We start from the raw sequence: 15,318 nt of genomic DNA, 5'->3' as shown, positions 1-15,318 counted from the left end.
AGCCCTGACCCGGGCGGGCCGGCGGACGGGGAGCATCCCCGTTCCGCCGGCCCGTTGGCCGTGCCGGGCCACCGGCGTCGTGGACCGCGCTCTCGGCTAGCGTGCCGGTCATGAACCGCGCCGCCGACCGGCTAGAGCTGGTCGCCGACCCGATCCGCCGGACCGGGCGGACACTGCTGTCCGCAGGGGTCGAGCAGTCGTACGTGGATGTCTCCGATCCCCTGCACCTGCACTTCGAGTACGTCCGACGGATCGCCTCGGCGGTGGAGGTGGCGGCCCCGGCCGGCGTCCCGTTGAGCGTTCTGCACCTGGGAGGCGGCGCGTTGACGCTGCCCCGGTGGTTGGCCGCCACCCGGCCCGGCTCCCCGCAACGGGTCGTCGAGCGGGACCCCGCCGTGGTGGAGCTGGTCGCCCGGGAGTTGCCGCCGCTGCCGCCGCAGGTGCGGGTGGAGGTCGCCGACGCCCGGGACGCGCTCACCGCCGCCCCGGCCGGTTCCTACGACCTGGTGATCGCCGACATCTACCGGGCGGCCCAGATGCCCCGGCACGTGCGCACCGTGGAGTTCGCCGCCGAGGTGGCCCGCACCCTGCGCCCGGACGGGACGTACCTGGTCAACGTCACGGACCTGCCGCCGCTGGTCGGCACCCGGGCGCAGGTGGCCACGTTGCGGGCGGTCTTCGCCGACGTGTGCGTCCTCGGTGACCGGCGGATGCTGCGCGGCCGGCGGTACGGAAACCTGGTGCTGGCCGCGACGTCGCGCCCCGGCGGCCTGCCGGTCGGGCGGCTGGCGGTGGCGGCCCTGCGTGACCCGGTGCCCGGCGGTCTGCTGCACGCCACCGCGCTCGACACCTTCGTCGCCGGCGCCCACCCCGTCACCGACGACGACCGCTGAGCACCTACGCCCTGTCGGCTCGCGTCTGGACCAGAACACACCGTCGCGCCCGCAATGCCGGGTTTCCGACGACGAGCGTGGGGAAGGCGCGGCGGATGAGCAACGCCGACGATCGGGTGACCGCCCGCCACACCCTGATCGTGATCGGTCTGGTCCTGGCGACCGCGTTCGCGCTGGCGTTCGTGTACGCGACCCGGCGCGTGCTGGTCTGGGTCGTGGTCGCCGCGTTCTTCGCCGTGGCGCTCAAGCCCCTCGTGGACCGGCTGCAACGGCGTCTCGTCCGGCGCCGGGCCCTGGCCACGCTGTTGGTGTTCCTCGCCGCCTTCGTGCTGGTGGCGCTCCTGGGCGCGCTCATCCTGGTGCCGTTGTTCGGGGAGCTGGGCCGGTTCGCCGACCGGGCGCCCGAGCTGCTGCACGACGCCCGCGCCGGCCGGGGTCCGCTGGGGCAGCTGCTGGAGCGCACCGGCGCGCGCCGGTACGTCAGCGAACACTCCGACCAGCTCCGCGACCTGGGCACCCGACTGCGTCAACCCGCGGTGGGCGTGCTGCGCGGCGTCGTGGAGACGGTCGCCGGGCTGGTCACGGTCGTCGTGTTGGCGTACCTCATGGTGTTGGAGGCGCCGCGGATCACCCGCCGCCTGCTCGCGGCGGCCGGGGACGGCCAGGGCGACCGGCTGCGCCGGGTCGGCCGGGAGGTGTCGCGCACCGTCACCGGTTACCTCACCGGCAACCTGCTGATCAGCGTGATCTGCGGGCTGTTGACCTACGTGGTGCTGGCCCTCACCGGGGTGCCGTTCGCGGCCGTGATCGCCCTGTTGGTGGCGGTGACCGACCTGATACCGCTCGTTGGTGCGACGTTGGGCGCGGTGATCGCGGCCGGGGCCGGCTTCCTGCACTCCCCCACGGCCGGGATCGTCGTGCTCGTCTTCTTCGTGGTCTACCAGCAGGCGGAGAACCACCTGCTCCAACCGCTCATCCTGTCCCGGGCGGTCCGGCTCAACCCGCTGACCGTGTTGGTCAGCGTGCTGCTCGCCGCGGAGCTGGCCGGCCTGCTCGGCGCGCTGCTGGCCATCCCCGCCGCGGGCATCGTGCAGACGCTGCTGCGCGAGTACGGGCCACGCCGACTCCGGCCCGCCCCACCGGCCGGTCCGGAAACGCGGTCACGCCGACCGGCCGGTCCCGCCCCGCAGGGCTGACCGGCCGGGTGGTGCGTGCTTCAGCGGGCCCGCGTCGCGACCTCGGGTGAGGTGCTCTCCAACGGCACCGCGTTGGCCGGCACCAACCCGAGCTGGACCGCCGAGCGGGTCAACGCGGCGTCCAGCGCCCAGTCGGCGGTGACCCGCGTACGGTTTCCCGGCATCGCCATCAGGTGGTACGCCCGGGTGACCGCCTTGGCCGGCAACCCGGCCAGGTTGACCTGCAACGGGTTCGCCGCCGCGTCTTTGCCACCCAGGTCGACGACCCAGCCGAGGTCGTGGTGCTTGTACGGCTTGCGCTTGCCGAAACCGTAGGACGCGGCGATGTTGTACGCCGCGCGCTTGCCCTGCCGCTGCGCGTGCTGGGCGGTCATCCCGCAGACCTTGCCCGGGTTGACGAGGTCGGGCACCGCGGCGGCGTCGCCGCAGGCGTACACCTCCGGATAGCCGGGCACGTTGAGGAACTCGTCGGTGACCAGACGACCCCGGTCGGTCCGCAGACCCAACTCGTTGACGAACGGGTCGGGGCGCACCCCCACACACCACACCAGCGTGCAGGTCGGCACGTACTCGCCGTCGGTGAGCTTCACCCCGTCGCAGGTCGCCTCGGCCACCGAGGTGCCCATCCGCACGTCCACCCCACGCCGGTTGAGCACCTTGTGCGAGGTGTCCGACATCCGCTTGTCCAGCTCCGGCAGCACCCGCGACGCGACGTCGAGCAGCATCCAGCGGGGGCGAAGGGTGAGCCGCGGCCGCTGGGCGTGCAGCGCGTCGGTGAACAGCTGCCCGTGCGCGGCGACCTCGGTGCCGGTGTAGCCCGCGCCGACCACCACGAACGTGGAGCGTGCCCGCTGCTCGGCCGGGTCCTCGGCCTGCTCGGCCAGCTCGATCTGACGAACGATGTGGTCATGCAGGTAGACGGCCTCCGGCAGACCGCGGAAGCCGTGCGCGTACTCGGTGACCCCCGGGATGGGCAGCAGCTTGTTGACGCTGCCCACGGCGAGCACCAACCGGTCGTACGCCAGCCGGTTCTTCTCCCCCTCGGCCTGGGTGAAGCCGACCCAGCGGTTCTGCAGGTCGACGTGGTCCGCCTCGCCGATCACCACGCGTACGCCCTTGAGTGTCCCGGTCAGCGGCACCGCGATCCGCTTGGGCTCGACCACCCCGGCCGCCACCTCGGGCAGCAACGGCAGGTAGAGGAAGTAGTCGGTGGAGTTCAGCAGCACGATCTCGGCCCGGTCCCGGGCGATCCGGCTCAACGTCTTCGCCGCGTGGTAACCGGCGAACCCGGCCCCCACGATCACCACACGAGGTTTCGTCATTGCGCGCCGTTTCCCGTCGAAGCCCTCGACAAACGTCCGACGCGACAGCCGCGGTCAGCTGGGCTGGAGCCGGACGTGGCCGCTGCGGCCCACCGCCTCCACCTCCCACTGCTCACCGAAGGCCCGCACCCGTGAGGCGGCGATCCGCCCCAGTTCCTCGGGGATGTCCGGGTCGAGCACCAACCGGCCCTCGACCGGGTTGATGCCGAGCATGGCGCGGATCAGGGCCAACGGCGTGCCGGCCGCCCACGCCTGCGGGCTGCAGGCGGTCGGGTACGGCACGGCGAACAGCAGTCGTTCCCGGTCGAACCCGCTGAGCGCCTCCGGCAGCCGGTGGCCGAACTGCTCGGCCACCTCGAACATCGCCAGGCTGATCCGGTTCGACTCGGCCCGGTAGCCGTACCGGGCCAGGCCGAGCGCGGCGATCGAGTTGTCGTGCGGCCAGACCGTGCCCAGGTGGTAGCCGAGGGCGTTGTAGAGCCGTTCCTCCCGGGACAGGGTGCGGATGCCCCAACCGGAGAACATGTCCGGTGACATGAGTTGCCGCACCACCGCGTCGGCCCGCTCCGGCGGCACGATTCCGCTCCACAGCAGGTGGCCCATGTTCGATGTCTTGGAGTCGACGCGATTCTTGTCGCCGTCCAGCGCGACCGCGTAGTAGCCGCCCCGCTCCTCGATCCAGAAGTCCTGGTTGAACCGCTCGTGCAGGGTGTTGGCCTCGTCGCGCAGCCGACGCGCCAACGTGGGGTTGCCCAACGGCCCGTCGAACAACTCGGCCAGTCGCACTTTGGCGTCGTAGGTGTAGCCCTGCAGGTCGGAGATGGCCAGCGGGAGTACGGGGATCCTGCCGTCGGCGAAGCAGACGCCGTCCGGGGAGTCCCGCCAGCACTGGTTGCCGAGCCCCTCGGGTGAGCGGGTCGCGTACTCGACGTAGCCGTCGCTGTCCCGGTCGCCGTAGTCGTCGATCCAGCGCAGCGCCGCCACCGCGTTGTCCCGCAGTTGGCGGACGGTCTCGTCGTCACCGGTCCAGCGCCAGTACTCGGAGAGCAGGATCAGCCAGAGCTGGGTGGCATCGGCGGTGCCGTAGTACGGCCCGAACGGTTTCTCGCCACTGCGGGTCAGCTCACCGCTGCGCACCTCGTGCAGGATCTTGCCGGGCTCCTCGTCGGTGAAGTCGTCGCACGTGTCGCCCTGGAGACGGGCCAGGGCGAGCAGCGCGCCCTTGGCCAGCGCGGGCCCGGCCACCAGCGTCTGGTAGGCGGTGATCAGGGTGTCCCGGCCGAAGACGGTGAGGAACCAGGGAAGGCCGGCGCCGGGCAACATGATCCGTTGGCCCTTGACCTCCAGGTCGAGCCGCAGTGCCGCCAGGTCCTCGCGGGACTGGCGCACGGTGTGCTCCAGCGTCGAGTTGTCGCTGCGCAACACCGCTCGCTGTTCTATCCAGCGAGGCAGCGGGTCATCGGCGCGACCGTGGATGACGTCGGCGATGTCGCCCCGGACCGGCTCGACCACGCCCATTCCGGGCGGCAGGGGCACGTGCAGGTCGACCTGCCACTCCATGCGGGGGCCCAGGTCCAGTTCCCAGATCAGGTCGTCGCCCTCGATGCGGTCCGCCGGCTTCGAGCAGCACACCCGGGTCTGCGCGGAGAAGTCGCCGCGCCGGTAGGAGAAGCACAGCTCGGACCCGTCGGCGGCATGGTCACGGGTGATCTCGGCGGAGCGGTCCCGGACCGTCGACTTGACCTCGAACAGGTCGGCGAAGTCGGCGGCGACGGCCAGCCGCAGCTCCACCCGCACCGGCTCCTGCCGGAACGAGACCATCTCCACGCGCTCGTGGAAGCCGTCGCCGACGTAGCGCAGTCGCCGCAGGCCCAGAGTGTTCGGCGGCAGCCCGGGCAGTTCCGGGTTGGTGAGCACGTACTGCGCGGAGTAGTGGTCGATCGTCTCGGCACGCAGCACCAGCAGCTCGCCGCCGTTGACGGTCAGGCTCCAGCCGCTGATCAGGCGGGTGTCCAGGTGGACGAGACCGCCGATGCTGCCCGTCGGCACATCCCCGCAGGCGTTGGAGTACAGGAAGGTGGGCCCGCTGAGCACCGCCAGGGAGTTGGGGCCCAGCTCGGGCGGAATCGCTCGTTGGTCGCCGCTGTCCCCGTCCGCGACGAGCAGGTCGGGGGTGGGATCGGCAGGGGTCGCGCGGACGGCAGCCATGACACCCACCGTAGGAGTATCGATTACCAAGAGTCATCACCCGCTCCGGGTGAAAGCCGTCGCCGCGCCGCTCGCCGCGCCCCTCCGCCAGTGGACACCCCGCCGCCGGGCCGACGGTCAGGCGGGGGTTGGCGCGGTGATCGCCCAGCGCTCGTGGTCGCGCCAGGCGCCGTCGATGAACAGGTAGTCCGGGGAGAACCCCTCCAGCCGGAAGCCGAGCTTGCGGGCCACCCGCCGGGACGGCTCGTTGCCCGGCTGGATGTTCGCCTCCAACCGGTGCAACCCGACCGTGGTGAACGCGTGGTCGATCACCAGGGCGACGCCCGCCGACGCGTGCCCGGTCCCGCTGTACGGCCGGAACGCCGCATACCCCAGGAACCCGCCGCGCAGCGCGCCCAGCACGATCCCGCTGATGTTCACGTAGCCGGCGATCTCGCCACTGGCCCGGTCGCAGATCAGGTAGCCGGCGCTGTCCCGGCGGCGGATCCGGCGCAGGTAGCTGTCGTACTCCTCGGGGCTGCCGGGCGCGACCAACCACGGGTGGTGCAGGTCGTTGCTGCGCCGCACGGCGGCGATGAACTCGTCGGAGTCGGTGGGCCGGGGCCGCCGGATCGCGGCGGGACCACCGGTACGCAGGTACCTCACGGCGGACCACTCTGACCGACCGACGCCGCCGTTGTCCAACCGGTTACCGGCCGTCGCCCCGGTCACCGGGGCGTGGTGTCGGTGCTCTCCCGGGGGAGCACTGTGTGCGGCGCGATGATGTCGGCGACCGCGGCGTCGGGTTGACCGATCCGCACGGCGAGGCGGGCCACGGCCTCCCGGGCGAGAAAGCCGGTGTCGACAGCGACGGTGCTCAGGGTGGGCCGTGAGTAGCGCCCCTCCTCGATGTCGCCGATGCCGATCACCGCGACGTCGTCCGGCACGCACAGCCCGACGTCGAAGGCGGCCCGCATCGCCCCGATGGCGAGCGGGTCGGAGGAGCAGAGGATCGCGTCCGGGCGGTCCGGGCCGACGAGCAGTTCGCGGGCGGCGCGGTAGCCGTCGGCCCGGCGGTGGTGCGGCGCCGGCAGCAGCCGACCGGACACCGGCACCAGCCCGGCCCGACGAAGCGCCCGGTGGTATCCGGGCGTACCCGGGTGTGGGCTGGCTGCGGGGCGTTCACCGATCGCGGCGATCCGGCGGCGACCGACGCGCAGCAGATGGTTCGTCGCGTCCTCGGCGGCCTGGGCGACGTCGATGCCGACCCGGTCGCACCGCTGATCGTGGGGTGCGCCGCCGATCAGCACGACGGGTGGACCGGTGGCGGTCACAGCGCGGCCCAGGTCGCCCGGCGTGACGGGGGCACCGACCAGGACCCCGTCCACGGGGATCGTGCGGGCGTCGTGCAGGCCCGACGACGTGGGCTGGTCGTTGTCGTGCGCGACGACGACGCGGTAGCCCTGCTGTGCCGCCGCGTGGACGACCGCACCGGCGAGGTCGCCGCCGTACGGCAGGTCGGTGGTCGGTAGGACGAGAGCGAGCATGCCGGTGCGCCCGGTGCGCAGGGTCCGGGCGGACGCGTTCGGCCGGTAGTGCAGCTCGGCGACGGCCGTCTCGACCCGACGTCGCACGTCTGGGCTCACGTGGGGATAGCCGTTGACCACGTTGGAGACGGTCTTCACCGACACCCCGGCGAGCCGGGCCACGTCCCTGAGCGTGGAGGCCACGAGCCGCCCTTCCCGACCGAGATCACACCGGCAAAACCATTTCGCTGGTGTAGTTCCGACCCTCGCAGGCGATTCGACACCTGTCAAGGCGATACGGTGGTGTCAAGAGAGGGAGGTGGTCGGTGGACGACGACGCAGCGGTGCCGGCCGCCGCCCGGCTGATCCGGGACTTCGTCAACACCGTCGAGCCGCAGATCGACCACGAGACGCTGACCAGCCCCGACCACCTTCGCGACTGGTTCGTCGAACGGCAGCTGATGCCGGTCGGCACGCAACTCGGGCCCGCGGACCTCGACCTGGCCGTCACGGTCCGGGAGGGCCTGCGCGCGGTGCTGCTCGGCCACGCGGGCCACGCCGCCGACGGCGGCGCGCTCGACCGACTCAACCGGACGCTGGCCGGGTTGCCCGTCACGCTGCGCTTCGCGGACGACGGCCACCGCCTGGTCACCGCCGCCGGCACACCCCTGGGCCAGGCCGTCGCCGGACTGGTCGACGCCGTCCGCCGGGCCGCCGAGGACGGCACCTGGGCGCGGCTCAAGGTCTGCGCCCGCGACACGTGCCGCTGGGCCTACTACGACTCCTCCCGAAACCAGGCCCGCCGCTGGTGCTCGATGGCCGGGTGCGGCAACTACATCAAGATGAAGCGGGCGTACGCCGTCCGCACCGGCCGCACGCCGCCGGTCTAGAGGAGCGCTGGTTCCCACCACGCCCCGTTGGCGGCGACCTGGGCCACGGGTTCGATGATTTCCCATCCCTCGGCGATCAGCCCGTCGGCGACCCGCAGGACGTCGACGACCACGATCTCCGGTCCCGCGTCGGGTAGCCGGCGTCGCGAGTGCACCACGACGTGATCGGTGTCGGCCAGCAGGTGAAGGATCTCGACCTGCATGCCGGCGGTCGGGCCGAGCGCGGCCTGGACAGCGGCGAGCCATTCCACCTTTGTCGAGGTGGTCGAATCCGACCGGTGGTGCAGGAAGTCGTCGCTGAGGAACGAGGCGAGGGTGTCCACGTCGCCCGTCTCGATCAGCCCCGCCAGCGCCCGTTGGACGATGCCCTTGTTCTCAGTGGTCATGGGCCCCAGTGTTTCCACGGCCGCGGCGGTTGTCGATGAAATCGCACTTCATGGCGTACGGCGCGACGATGAGTACGCTTCTGCTCGTGTACACGGTCGGGGCACTCCTGCGGCAGTGGCGGCAGCGCCGCGGGCTCAGCCAGCTCGACCTGGCGATCGCCGCGGACGTCTCGGCTCGTCACGTCAGCCTGGTCGAGACCGGAAGGTCCACACCAAGCGCGGACATGATCCTCCGGCTCGCCGACCAGCTCCACGTCGCCCGATCTGCTGCGACCACCGGTGAACCTGGTGCGGCTGGGCCTGGACCCGCGCGGGCTCGCTTCCCTGGTCGTCAACCTGTCAGACGTACGGGCGGTGTTCCGCACCCGGATCTCGCGCCAGCTCGCCATCGCCCCCGACGTGGAACTCACCGCGCTCTACGAAGAACTGCTGCACCAGGTGCCCGAGGACACGGTGGGCCAACGGGTCGACGCCGACGTGGTGATCCCGATGATCCTCCGGATCGACGGACGGGAGCTGCGCCTGTTTTCCACCATCACCACGTTCGGCACCCCGATGGACGTCACGATCGACGAGATCGCCATCGAGTCCTACTACCCGGCAGACGCGCAGAGCGCCGCCTACTTCACGCAGTAGACCCCGACTGTCAGGGCTTGAGCAGGCAGAACGCGGTGCCGTCGGGATCGGCCATCAGCACCCGGCCCGCGTCGCTCTGGCCCTCGTTCAGGAGCGTCGCCCCGAGCGAGAGCAGCCGGTCGACCTCGGCCTGCTGGTCACCGTCGGCAGGTGGTGCCACGTCGAAGTGCAGCCGGTCCCTGCCGCCGTTGGGCGCCATCGGCGGCCCACCCCAGGTGATCTTCGTGCCGCCGAGGGGCGACTGGATCGCGGTCTCCTCGTCCTGGTCCCAGACCAGCGGCCATCCCAGCGCCTCGCTCCAGAAGTATCCGACCGCCTGCGAACCGTCGCAGGCGAGCGCCCCCGTGAACCCGCAGCCGGCGAGGAAGTTGTTACCCGGCTCGATCACGCAGAACTCGTTGCCCTCGGGGTCGGCGAGCACCACGTGCCTCTCCTCCGGGAGCTGACCGACGTCGGTGTGCCGTCCGCCGAGCTCCAGCGCCCTGGCCACCGTCCGCTGCTGCTCCTCCAGGGAACCGCTGGTCAGATCCAGGTGCATCCGGTTCTGCACGGTCTTCGGCTGCTGGTTCGGCACGAAGCGGAGTCGAAGCTCGGTGTCAGCGTGAGGCAGGACCAGGACGCCGTCCCGTGGGTCATCGACGATCTCGCGACCCAGGAGCTCGGCCCAGAACCGCCCGAGACGGAGGGGGTCGGCTGCGTCGTAGCTGATCGCGAACAGGTGGGACGTCATCGCTTCGCTCATCTCCGATCCGACCGCATGCCGAGCAGTCCGTGCGGCGGCAAGCCTAGGGACGAGCCGGGTCACCCGCACCCGAGTATTCGGCAGGTCGCGCGGCGCTGTGATCCACTGGCCCGGTGAGCCCATCCCCCTCAATCCTGCCGGCCGACGTCGAGGTGCGACTCGGTCGGGAGCGGAACGTCTGGCTGTGCACGGTGCGGCGCGACGGCTCCCCCCACCTGACGCCGGTCTGGTTCGTCCACATCGCCGGGACCTGGTGGATCGGCACCGACGGCCGCAGCGTCAAGGTCCGCAACGCCCTGGCCGATCCACGGGTGTCCCTGGCCCTGGAGGGGGGCGACGCCCCGGTCGTGGCCGAGGGCGCCGCACGCGTACACCGCGACGGGTTCCCGAGCACGGTCGTCGAGGCGTTCGCGAGCAAGTACGACGGTTGGGACGTCAGCCGACAGGTCGGCCCGGGCAGCGAGCGAGTGCTGCTGGAGATCCCCGTCCGGCGGTGGCTGCTCGCCGGAACGGCACGGTAGGAAGTGCCATTCGTCGCCGCCGGCCGAGAATGAGGACGCCCGCCGCTCTGCCACGCCGACCCGCCCTCGGGGACACGGTCGAGATCTGCGCAACTTCAGCGAAATTGCTGCCTCGGGTGCTTTGGAGGCAGCAACATCCCTGAACTTGTGCGAATCGTGCGCCACGGCAGGGCTGCCTGCGGTGTGGAACCCCATCGGCCGGCGCTCATCCGGCCATTCTGCCTCCGCCGGGCAAAGCTGACCGGGGTCGGTCAGAGGGGCCCGGGGAAGGGCTGCTCCATCGGCATCGGCACCTGGAGGAACGTGGTGCCGCGCATGTCCAGCCAGGCACGGTCGGGCCCTCGGACCAGCCGCAGCATCACCTGCTCACAGGACGGGCAGCGGGCGACGAGGCCCGGGGCGTGCGAGTAGACGTGCAGGCTGGCCATCGAGCCGGTCATCCCGCAGCTTTCGCAGCGGCCCGTCGCGCTGCTCAGGTCCACGGTGAACAGCTCGCGCATCGGGCCGTCGAGCATGTTGCCGTCCAGGTACGACATCTCGGTCATCGGATCTCCTCGACGTTGCGGGGGCGAGCGGTCAGCCGGTGGGACCGAAACGTTCGGTCTTGACCTGCCGTGACGGGTGGCCGAGCCCCACCAGCAGATCGGCCACGGTTTCCACGAACGCGGTCGGGCCGCAGACGTAGGTGAGCGGTTGCAGGTCCGGTGGCCAGCCGTGTGTGTTGACGTCGGCCAGCCCGATGCGGTGCGGTTCGCCGCGCCAACCCTCGGGTGCCTCGCGGGTGTAGACGTACGCGATGTCCAGGCCGAAGTCGTCGCGGACCCGGCGGCGCAGTTCGTCGGCGTAGATCACGTCACCGGGGGTGCGCACCGAGTAGATCAGCCGGAACGGCGCCTTGTTGCCGGCCGCCCGGCGGGCCCGGATCATCGCCATCAACGGCACGATGCCCGAGCCGCCGGCGACGAGCTGCACCGGCGCGGTCTCCTCCGGCCGCCAGATGAACCATCCACCGAGCGGTCCGCGGACCTCCACCGGGTCGCCGTCGGAAAAGACATCGATGAGGTACGGGGACACCTCGCCGTCGTGCACACGCTGGACGGTCACCTCGATGCGCGGCCCGCCCGGCCCGTCCACGACGGGCCCGGCGATGGAGTACGACCGGGCGGCCTGGTAGCCGTCCGGAGCGGTCAGTCGCAGGTCGACGTGCTGCCCGGGCAGGTGCCCCGGCCAGTCCGGGACCTCCAGCACCAGGGTCTGCGCGGTCGGCGTCTCCACCCGGCGCTCCACCAGCCGGCCCACCTGCCACCGGTTGGCCGTCCGCGGTTTGCTCGTCGCCACGGCGCGCTCAGTCACCCTGGTACCGCTGTTCGCGCCACGGGTCGCCGTAGTCGTGGTAGCCGGCGGTCTCCCAGAACCCCGGCTCGTCCATCGTCTTGAGCCGGATGCCGCGCACCCACTTGGCGGACTTCCAGAAGTACAGGTGTGGCACCAGCAACCGCGCCGGCCCACCGTGCTCGGCGGGCAGTGGCGCGCCGTCGAAGGTGTGCACCACCCAGGCACGGCCGCCGCGCAGGTCGTCCAGCGGCAGATTGGTGGTGTACCCGCCGTAGGAGTGCGCGAGCGCGAAGTGCGCCCCCGTGTCCACGTCGGCGAGGAGCGTGTCCAGGGAGACGCCCTGCCAGTTGGTGCCGAGCTTAGACCAGCGGGTGACGCAGTGGATGTCCACCATCGGCGTCTCCTGCGGCAGGGCCATCAACTCCTGCCACGACCACCGGTGTTCGCTGCCGTTCTCGGCGGCGATGACGAACTCCCAGGTGTCCAGGGAGACCCGGGGCGTCGGGCCGGCCGAGAGCACCGGGAAGTCCTCGGTCAGGTACTGACCGGGTGGCAGGGCCGGCTCCTGCGTTCGGGGCCGACCCTGAAAGCCCGGTGACACGATTCCCATTGCACAGTCGTACCACCCGCGCCGGCCGGGGCGGGAGCTTTCCCGCGTACCTCCTCGTCGCCCCGGCGGGGCGCGGTCAGTGCCGCTCCGCGACCACCTTGCGGTCCTCGGGCAGGTCGCCGCCGCGGGTGGCGCGCAGGCTCGTCACGGTGACCACCACCAGCACACCGATGATCACGCCGAGCGAGGCCAGGGTGGGGATCTGCGGCACGCTGTCCCAGATGCCGTGCGCCCAGTGCAGACCCAGCTTGAGGCCGATGAACGCCAGGATGACGGCCAGGCCGTAGCTGAGGTGCACCAGCCGGCTCAGCGCCGCGTGCAGGACGAAGTAGAGCGCCCGCAGGCCGAGCAGGGCGAACGCGTTGGTGGCGAAGACCAGGTACGGGTCCTCGGTGATGCCGTAGACCGCCGGCACCGAGTCGACAGCGAACACGATGTCGGTGGCCAGCACCGCGACCACCACCAGGGCGAACGGGGTGAGTGCCCGCTTCGCGCCCTGCCGGACGGTCATCCTGGTGCCGTGGTATTCGTCGACCACCGGCATGAACCTGCGCAGCAGCTTCACCGAGCGCATCTTGTTGATGTCGACTTCCTGCTGATGCCCGGACATGGCGTCGCGCAGCAGCTTCACCGCGGTGGCGAGGAGGATGATCGCGAAGAGCAGGAAGGCGAAGTCGAGGGTCTGCAGCGCCGCCGCGCCGAGGGCGATGAAGACGGCCCGCAGCACCAGCGCGCCAGCGATGCCGTAGAGCAGCACCCGCTGGGCGAGCACCGCTGGCACCGCGAACGCGGCCAGCAGCAGCATGAAGACGAACAGGTTGTCGACCGAGAGCGACTTCTCCACCAGGTAACCGGTGAGGTATTCCACGCCCTGCTGGGAGCCGTAGCGCGACCAGATCCAGGCGCCGAACGCCAGCGGCAGCGCGATGTAGAACGCCGACCAGCCGATGGCCTCCCGCATCGACACCTCGTGCGGGCGACGCGTGACCAGGAAGTCAAGCACCAGCAGCAGGAGCACGCCGATGATGGTGACCGCCCACAGCGTGGGCGTGCCCACCGACGACAGGTCACTGGCGGCGGACAGATATGACACTTCGCTCATGTGGGGTCTCCTCGAACACCGTCATGTTCGAGGTCTCCTTCACCCACCACCTGATGGGCAACCACCCGAGGCGCGCCGGGCGCGCCGTACTGACCGGAATGGTTCGTGGGAAGTACTCCCCTCGCCACGACAAGGTTAGGCCAGGCTGAATCGCCATGCCAAGCGGGACATCGATGGTTGCCCTGGTAAACCGCTGTGCGTGCCCGGAACGACCGCTGTGCGTCGTGCCCGTCAGCCACGGCGCAGCGTCGCCCCGGGAGCCATCGCCTGCTCGACCAGACCCCGGTAGTCACGCGGCAGCTGAGTCGCCACGTCGTCGAACTCACCGCCGGTGATCGCCTCACGCAGGGTGGTGAAGACCGCCCGGCTGGCGTCCCGGGCCGCCGGCTCCTCCACCCCGGCGCGCAACGCGACCCGGGCGACGAACTCGGCCGCACCGAACCGGTCGGCCTGCTCGGTGCTCGGGCTCGGCTTGAGCACCAGTTGCAACGGTTGGGGCAGCTGGGCGGCCAGGTCCAGGTTCTCACCGCCGGTCAACCGCTCCGCGAACGTCTCCAGCACGGCCCGGGTCAGCTCGACCGCCCGCTCGGACGACGTCGCGGTGCGCTGGGAAACCTGGTCGATGAAGGTGTCGTAGTTCATCGCGTACTCCCTTGGCTCGCGTCGGCGCCTGCGGGTACCCGCGACGGCCCGGCGGAAACGGCGCCTGTTTCCTGCGCCGGGTGGGCGTGACCGGCTGGCGGGCGGGTAACCGCCGCCGGTCGTCACCACATCGATGCCCGAGGGAGCCCATGCCATGGCGAGCTACGCCGACGTCCTGCAGTACCTGTCGAGCCTGGACTACCCGGCCGAGAAGAACGACGTGGTCCGCGAGGCCGAACGGGAAGGCGCCCCGCCGGACGTGCTGAAGGCGCTGCGGGCCCTCCCGCCGGTGGACTACGCCAACGGGACCGAGGTCGCCCGGTCGGCCGGGATCGAGGCCGCGCCCGAGGTGAGCCCCGCCCAGCGTGCCGAGCAGGCCCGGGACAAGAAGCACAACCGGGTCTCGCAGCATCTGCGCGGCATCTGACCCGGCGGTGGCGCCCACCACCCCGACCCGGGAGCGTCCCGGATGACCCAGACCGGCCCCGACCGGCCAGCGGACGTACGTTTCCCGGCTGCCGCGAAGCAGCTGGCCGTGGTGGCGGTGGTCGGCGTCATCGCCGGCGGCGTCTTCACGCTGATGCTGCCAGTGCCGCTCGCCGCGCTGGCCGGCTGGGACGTGGGCGCACTGAGCTGGCTCGTGCTGGTCTGGCACAAAATCTGGCCGATGGACGCCGAGCGCACCGCCGAACTGGCCGTACACGAGGACCCGAACCGGGCGATCCGGGACGCGCTGCTTCTGGTCGCCTGCCTGGCCAGCCTGCTGGCCGTGGGGTTGGTCGTGGCCAGCGCGCAGAGCGCGCCACCCGGCATGGCCCGGGAACTGCACAGCGGCCTGGGCGTCCTGAGCGTGGTGCTCTCCTGGTTCGTGGTGCACACCGTCTTCGCCGCCCGTTACGCCCGGATCTACTACACCGGCCCGGACGGCGGGGTGAACTTCAACCAGCACGACCCGCCGCGCTACTCCGACTTCGCGTACGTGGCGTTCACCATCGGGGCGACGTTCCAGGTCTCCGACACCAACCTCACCAGCAACGAGATGCGTCGTACGGTGCTGCGGCACTCGATGGTGTCGTACCTGTTCGGCGCGTTCATCATCGCCGTGACCGTGAACCTGCTGGCGGGCCTGGCACGCTGAGGCTGGGCCGTTGGAGTGGCTCTGTCGGCTGGCTGAACGCCCTGGCGACCCCGGGGACGTCACGGGGTGGGGGCTCGCTGAATCGCCGGGACAGGCGGGCGCCCCTGGTCACGAACCGCGACCCAGGGCGCCACGCAAACCTGCCCAGGCGGTGAGCCGCTTCCGAACCGGTCGCGGTCACCAGGCGGTGGA

17 protein-coding genes and 1 pseudogene are annotated in these 15,318 nt (G+C 71.3%); 7 read left to right on the top strand and 11 right to left on the bottom strand.

The window, feature by feature from the left end; all coding sequences use genetic code 11:
- Positions 1-110: 110 nt before the first annotated feature.
- Together FBZ33_RS12845 and FBZ33_RS12840 are read left to right on the top strand one after the other, a co-directional pair.
- Complete coding sequence (locus tag FBZ33_RS12845; RefSeq protein ID WP_141909216.1) at positions 111-893, top strand: spermidine synthase; 783 nt, start codon at positions 111-113, stop codon at positions 891-893.
- Positions 894-988: 95 nt separating this feature from the next.
- Positions 989-2,089: an AI-2E family transporter gene (locus tag FBZ33_RS12840; protein ID WP_141909215.1), complete on the top strand. Its 1,101-nt coding sequence runs from the start codon at positions 989-991 to the stop codon at positions 2,087-2,089.
- 20 nt (positions 2,090-2,109) lie between these two features.
- Here FBZ33_RS12840 and FBZ33_RS12835 read toward each other — a convergent pair whose 3' ends face one another.
- The 4 genes from FBZ33_RS12835 to FBZ33_RS12820 all read right to left on the bottom strand — a co-directional run bounded on the left by FBZ33_RS12835 (position 2,110) and on the right by FBZ33_RS12820 (position 7,328).
- On the bottom strand, positions 2,110-3,411 hold the full coding sequence (locus FBZ33_RS12835; protein WP_141909214.1) for an NAD(P)/FAD-dependent oxidoreductase: 1,302 nt from the start codon (positions 3,409-3,411) through the stop codon (positions 2,110-2,112).
- A 54-nt stretch (positions 3,412-3,465) separates the two neighbouring features.
- Positions 3,466-5,619 (bottom strand): glycogen debranching N-terminal domain-containing protein, encoded by a 2,154-nt coding sequence (locus FBZ33_RS12830; protein WP_141909213.1) that lies wholly within the window; start codon positions 5,617-5,619, stop codon positions 3,466-3,468.
- A gap of 117 nt (positions 5,620-5,736) precedes the next feature.
- Positions 5,737-6,264 carry a GNAT family N-acetyltransferase gene (locus tag FBZ33_RS12825; RefSeq protein WP_255508837.1) on the bottom strand — a complete coding sequence of 176 codons (528 nt, stop codon included), beginning with the start codon at positions 6,262-6,264 and terminating at the stop codon, positions 5,737-5,739.
- A 62-nt stretch (positions 6,265-6,326) separates the two neighbouring features.
- Positions 6,327-7,328 (bottom strand): LacI family DNA-binding transcriptional regulator, encoded by a 1,002-nt coding sequence (locus tag FBZ33_RS12820; RefSeq protein WP_141909212.1) that lies wholly within the window; start codon positions 7,326-7,328, stop codon positions 6,327-6,329.
- 122 nt (positions 7,329-7,450) lie between these two features.
- Here FBZ33_RS12820 and FBZ33_RS12815 point away from each other — a divergent pair, with 122 nt between their 5' ends.
- Positions 7,451-8,014 (top strand): ABATE domain-containing protein, encoded by a 564-nt coding sequence (locus tag FBZ33_RS12815; protein WP_141909211.1) that lies wholly within the window; start codon positions 7,451-7,453, stop codon positions 8,012-8,014.
- Here FBZ33_RS12815 and FBZ33_RS12810 read toward each other — a convergent pair.
- Positions 8,011-8,400 carry a nuclear transport factor 2 family protein gene (locus FBZ33_RS12810; protein WP_141909210.1) on the bottom strand — a complete coding sequence of 130 codons (390 nt, stop codon included), beginning with the start codon at positions 8,398-8,400 and terminating at the stop codon, positions 8,011-8,013. The two genes, FBZ33_RS12815 and FBZ33_RS12810, sit on opposite strands and share 4 nt — an antisense overlap.
- 68 nt (positions 8,401-8,468) lie before the next feature.
- On the opposite strand from FBZ33_RS12810, the pseudogene FBZ33_RS12805 reads away from it, so the two are divergent.
- Positions 8,469-9,036 (top strand): annotated as a pseudogene (locus FBZ33_RS12805) (helix-turn-helix domain-containing protein).
- Between the two features lie 10 nt (positions 9,037-9,046).
- Here FBZ33_RS12805 and FBZ33_RS12800 read toward each other — a convergent pair.
- A complete protein-coding gene (locus FBZ33_RS12800) occupies positions 9,047-9,778 on the bottom strand; it encodes a VOC family protein (protein ID WP_370453006.1) in 732 nt (243 codons plus the stop codon).
- A 113-nt stretch (positions 9,779-9,891) separates the two neighbouring features.
- Here FBZ33_RS12800 and FBZ33_RS12795 point away from each other — a divergent pair, with 113 nt between their 5' ends.
- On the top strand, positions 9,892-10,299 hold the full coding sequence (locus FBZ33_RS12795; protein ID WP_141909209.1) for a pyridoxamine 5'-phosphate oxidase family protein: 408 nt from the start codon (positions 9,892-9,894) through the stop codon (positions 10,297-10,299).
- A gap of 251 nt (positions 10,300-10,550) precedes the next feature.
- Here FBZ33_RS12795 and FBZ33_RS12790 read toward each other — a convergent pair whose 3' ends face one another.
- From FBZ33_RS12790 to FBZ33_RS12770, 5 genes are all read right to left on the bottom strand, one after another.
- Positions 10,551-10,844: a DUF6510 family protein gene (locus FBZ33_RS12790; RefSeq protein WP_088947944.1), complete on the bottom strand. Its 294-nt coding sequence runs from the start codon at positions 10,842-10,844 to the stop codon at positions 10,551-10,553.
- A 31-nt stretch (positions 10,845-10,875) separates the two neighbouring features.
- Entirely contained in the window at positions 10,876-11,637 is a 762-nt protein-coding gene (locus FBZ33_RS12785; protein WP_088951712.1) for a ferredoxin reductase, read from the bottom strand.
- A gap of 7 nt (positions 11,638-11,644) precedes the next feature.
- The gene (locus FBZ33_RS12780; protein WP_099852975.1) at positions 11,645-12,244 is read right to left on the bottom strand and encodes a sulfite oxidase-like oxidoreductase; all 600 of its coding nucleotides are present in this window, start codon (positions 12,242-12,244) and stop codon (positions 11,645-11,647) included.
- A 76-nt stretch (positions 12,245-12,320) separates the two neighbouring features.
- Complete coding sequence (locus FBZ33_RS12775; protein WP_141909208.1) at positions 12,321-13,346, bottom strand: TerC/Alx family metal homeostasis membrane protein; 1,026 nt, start codon at positions 13,344-13,346, stop codon at positions 12,321-12,323.
- Between the two features lie 231 nt (positions 13,347-13,577).
- Positions 13,578-13,988, bottom strand: coding sequence for a DUF2267 domain-containing protein (locus FBZ33_RS12770; protein WP_099852971.1), 411 nt, complete (start codon positions 13,986-13,988; stop codon positions 13,578-13,580).
- Between the two features lie 154 nt (positions 13,989-14,142).
- On the opposite strand from FBZ33_RS12770, the gene FBZ33_RS12765 reads away from it, so the two are divergent.
- Positions 14,143-14,415: a DUF2795 domain-containing protein gene (locus tag FBZ33_RS12765; protein WP_088947940.1), complete on the top strand. Its 273-nt coding sequence runs from the start codon at positions 14,143-14,145 to the stop codon at positions 14,413-14,415.
- A gap of 42 nt (positions 14,416-14,457) precedes the next feature.
- Complete coding sequence (locus FBZ33_RS12760) at positions 14,458-15,126, top strand: DUF1345 domain-containing protein (protein ID WP_088947939.1); 669 nt, start codon at positions 14,458-14,460, stop codon at positions 15,124-15,126.
- Positions 15,127-15,318 lie beyond the last annotated feature (192 nt).

The organism is Micromonospora sp. A202 (genome assembly GCF_006715105.1).
In the GTDB taxonomy this organism is placed as follows: Bacteria; Actinomycetota; Actinomycetes; order Mycobacteriales; family Micromonosporaceae; genus Micromonospora; species Micromonospora zamorensis.
Note: the sequence above shows the minus strand (reverse complement) of the source record. Positions and strands in the feature narration are given on the sequence as shown.

Excerpts from the sequence above, each read along its gene's own strand:
- FBZ33_RS12810 (WP_141909210.1), bottom strand. The coding sequence starts at position 8,400 with ATGACCACTGAGAACAAGGGCATCGTCCAACGGGCGCTGGCGGGGCTG.
- FBZ33_RS12845 (WP_141909216.1), top strand. The coding sequence starts at position 111 with ATGAACCGCGCCGCCGACCGGCTAGAGCTGGTCGCCGACCCGATCCGC.
- FBZ33_RS12780 (WP_099852975.1), bottom strand. The coding sequence starts at position 12,244 with ATGGGAATCGTGTCACCGGGCTTTCAGGGTCGGCCCCGAACGCAGGAG.
- FBZ33_RS12800 (WP_370453006.1), bottom strand. The coding sequence starts at position 9,778 with ATGAGCGAAGCGATGACGTCCCACCTGTTCGCGATCAGCTACGACGCA.
- FBZ33_RS12835 (WP_141909214.1), bottom strand. The coding sequence starts at position 3,411 with ATGACGAAACCTCGTGTGGTGATCGTGGGGGCCGGGTTCGCCGGTTAC.
- FBZ33_RS12840 (WP_141909215.1), top strand. The coding sequence starts at position 989 with ATGAGCAACGCCGACGATCGGGTGACCGCCCGCCACACCCTGATCGTG.
- FBZ33_RS12790 (WP_088947944.1), bottom strand. The coding sequence starts at position 10,844 with ATGACCGAGATGTCGTACCTGGACGGCAACATGCTCGACGGCCCGATG.
- FBZ33_RS12765 (WP_088947940.1), top strand. The coding sequence starts at position 14,143 with ATGGCGAGCTACGCCGACGTCCTGCAGTACCTGTCGAGCCTGGACTAC.
- FBZ33_RS12760 (WP_088947939.1), top strand. The coding sequence starts at position 14,458 with ATGACCCAGACCGGCCCCGACCGGCCAGCGGACGTACGTTTCCCGGCT.
- FBZ33_RS12770 (WP_099852971.1), bottom strand. The coding sequence starts at position 13,988 with ATGAACTACGACACCTTCATCGACCAGGTTTCCCAGCGCACCGCGACG.
- FBZ33_RS12830 (WP_141909213.1), bottom strand. The coding sequence starts at position 5,619 with ATGGCTGCCGTCCGCGCGACCCCTGCCGATCCCACCCCCGACCTGCTC.
- FBZ33_RS12775 (WP_141909208.1), bottom strand. The coding sequence starts at position 13,346 with ATGAGCGAAGTGTCATATCTGTCCGCCGCCAGTGACCTGTCGTCGGTG.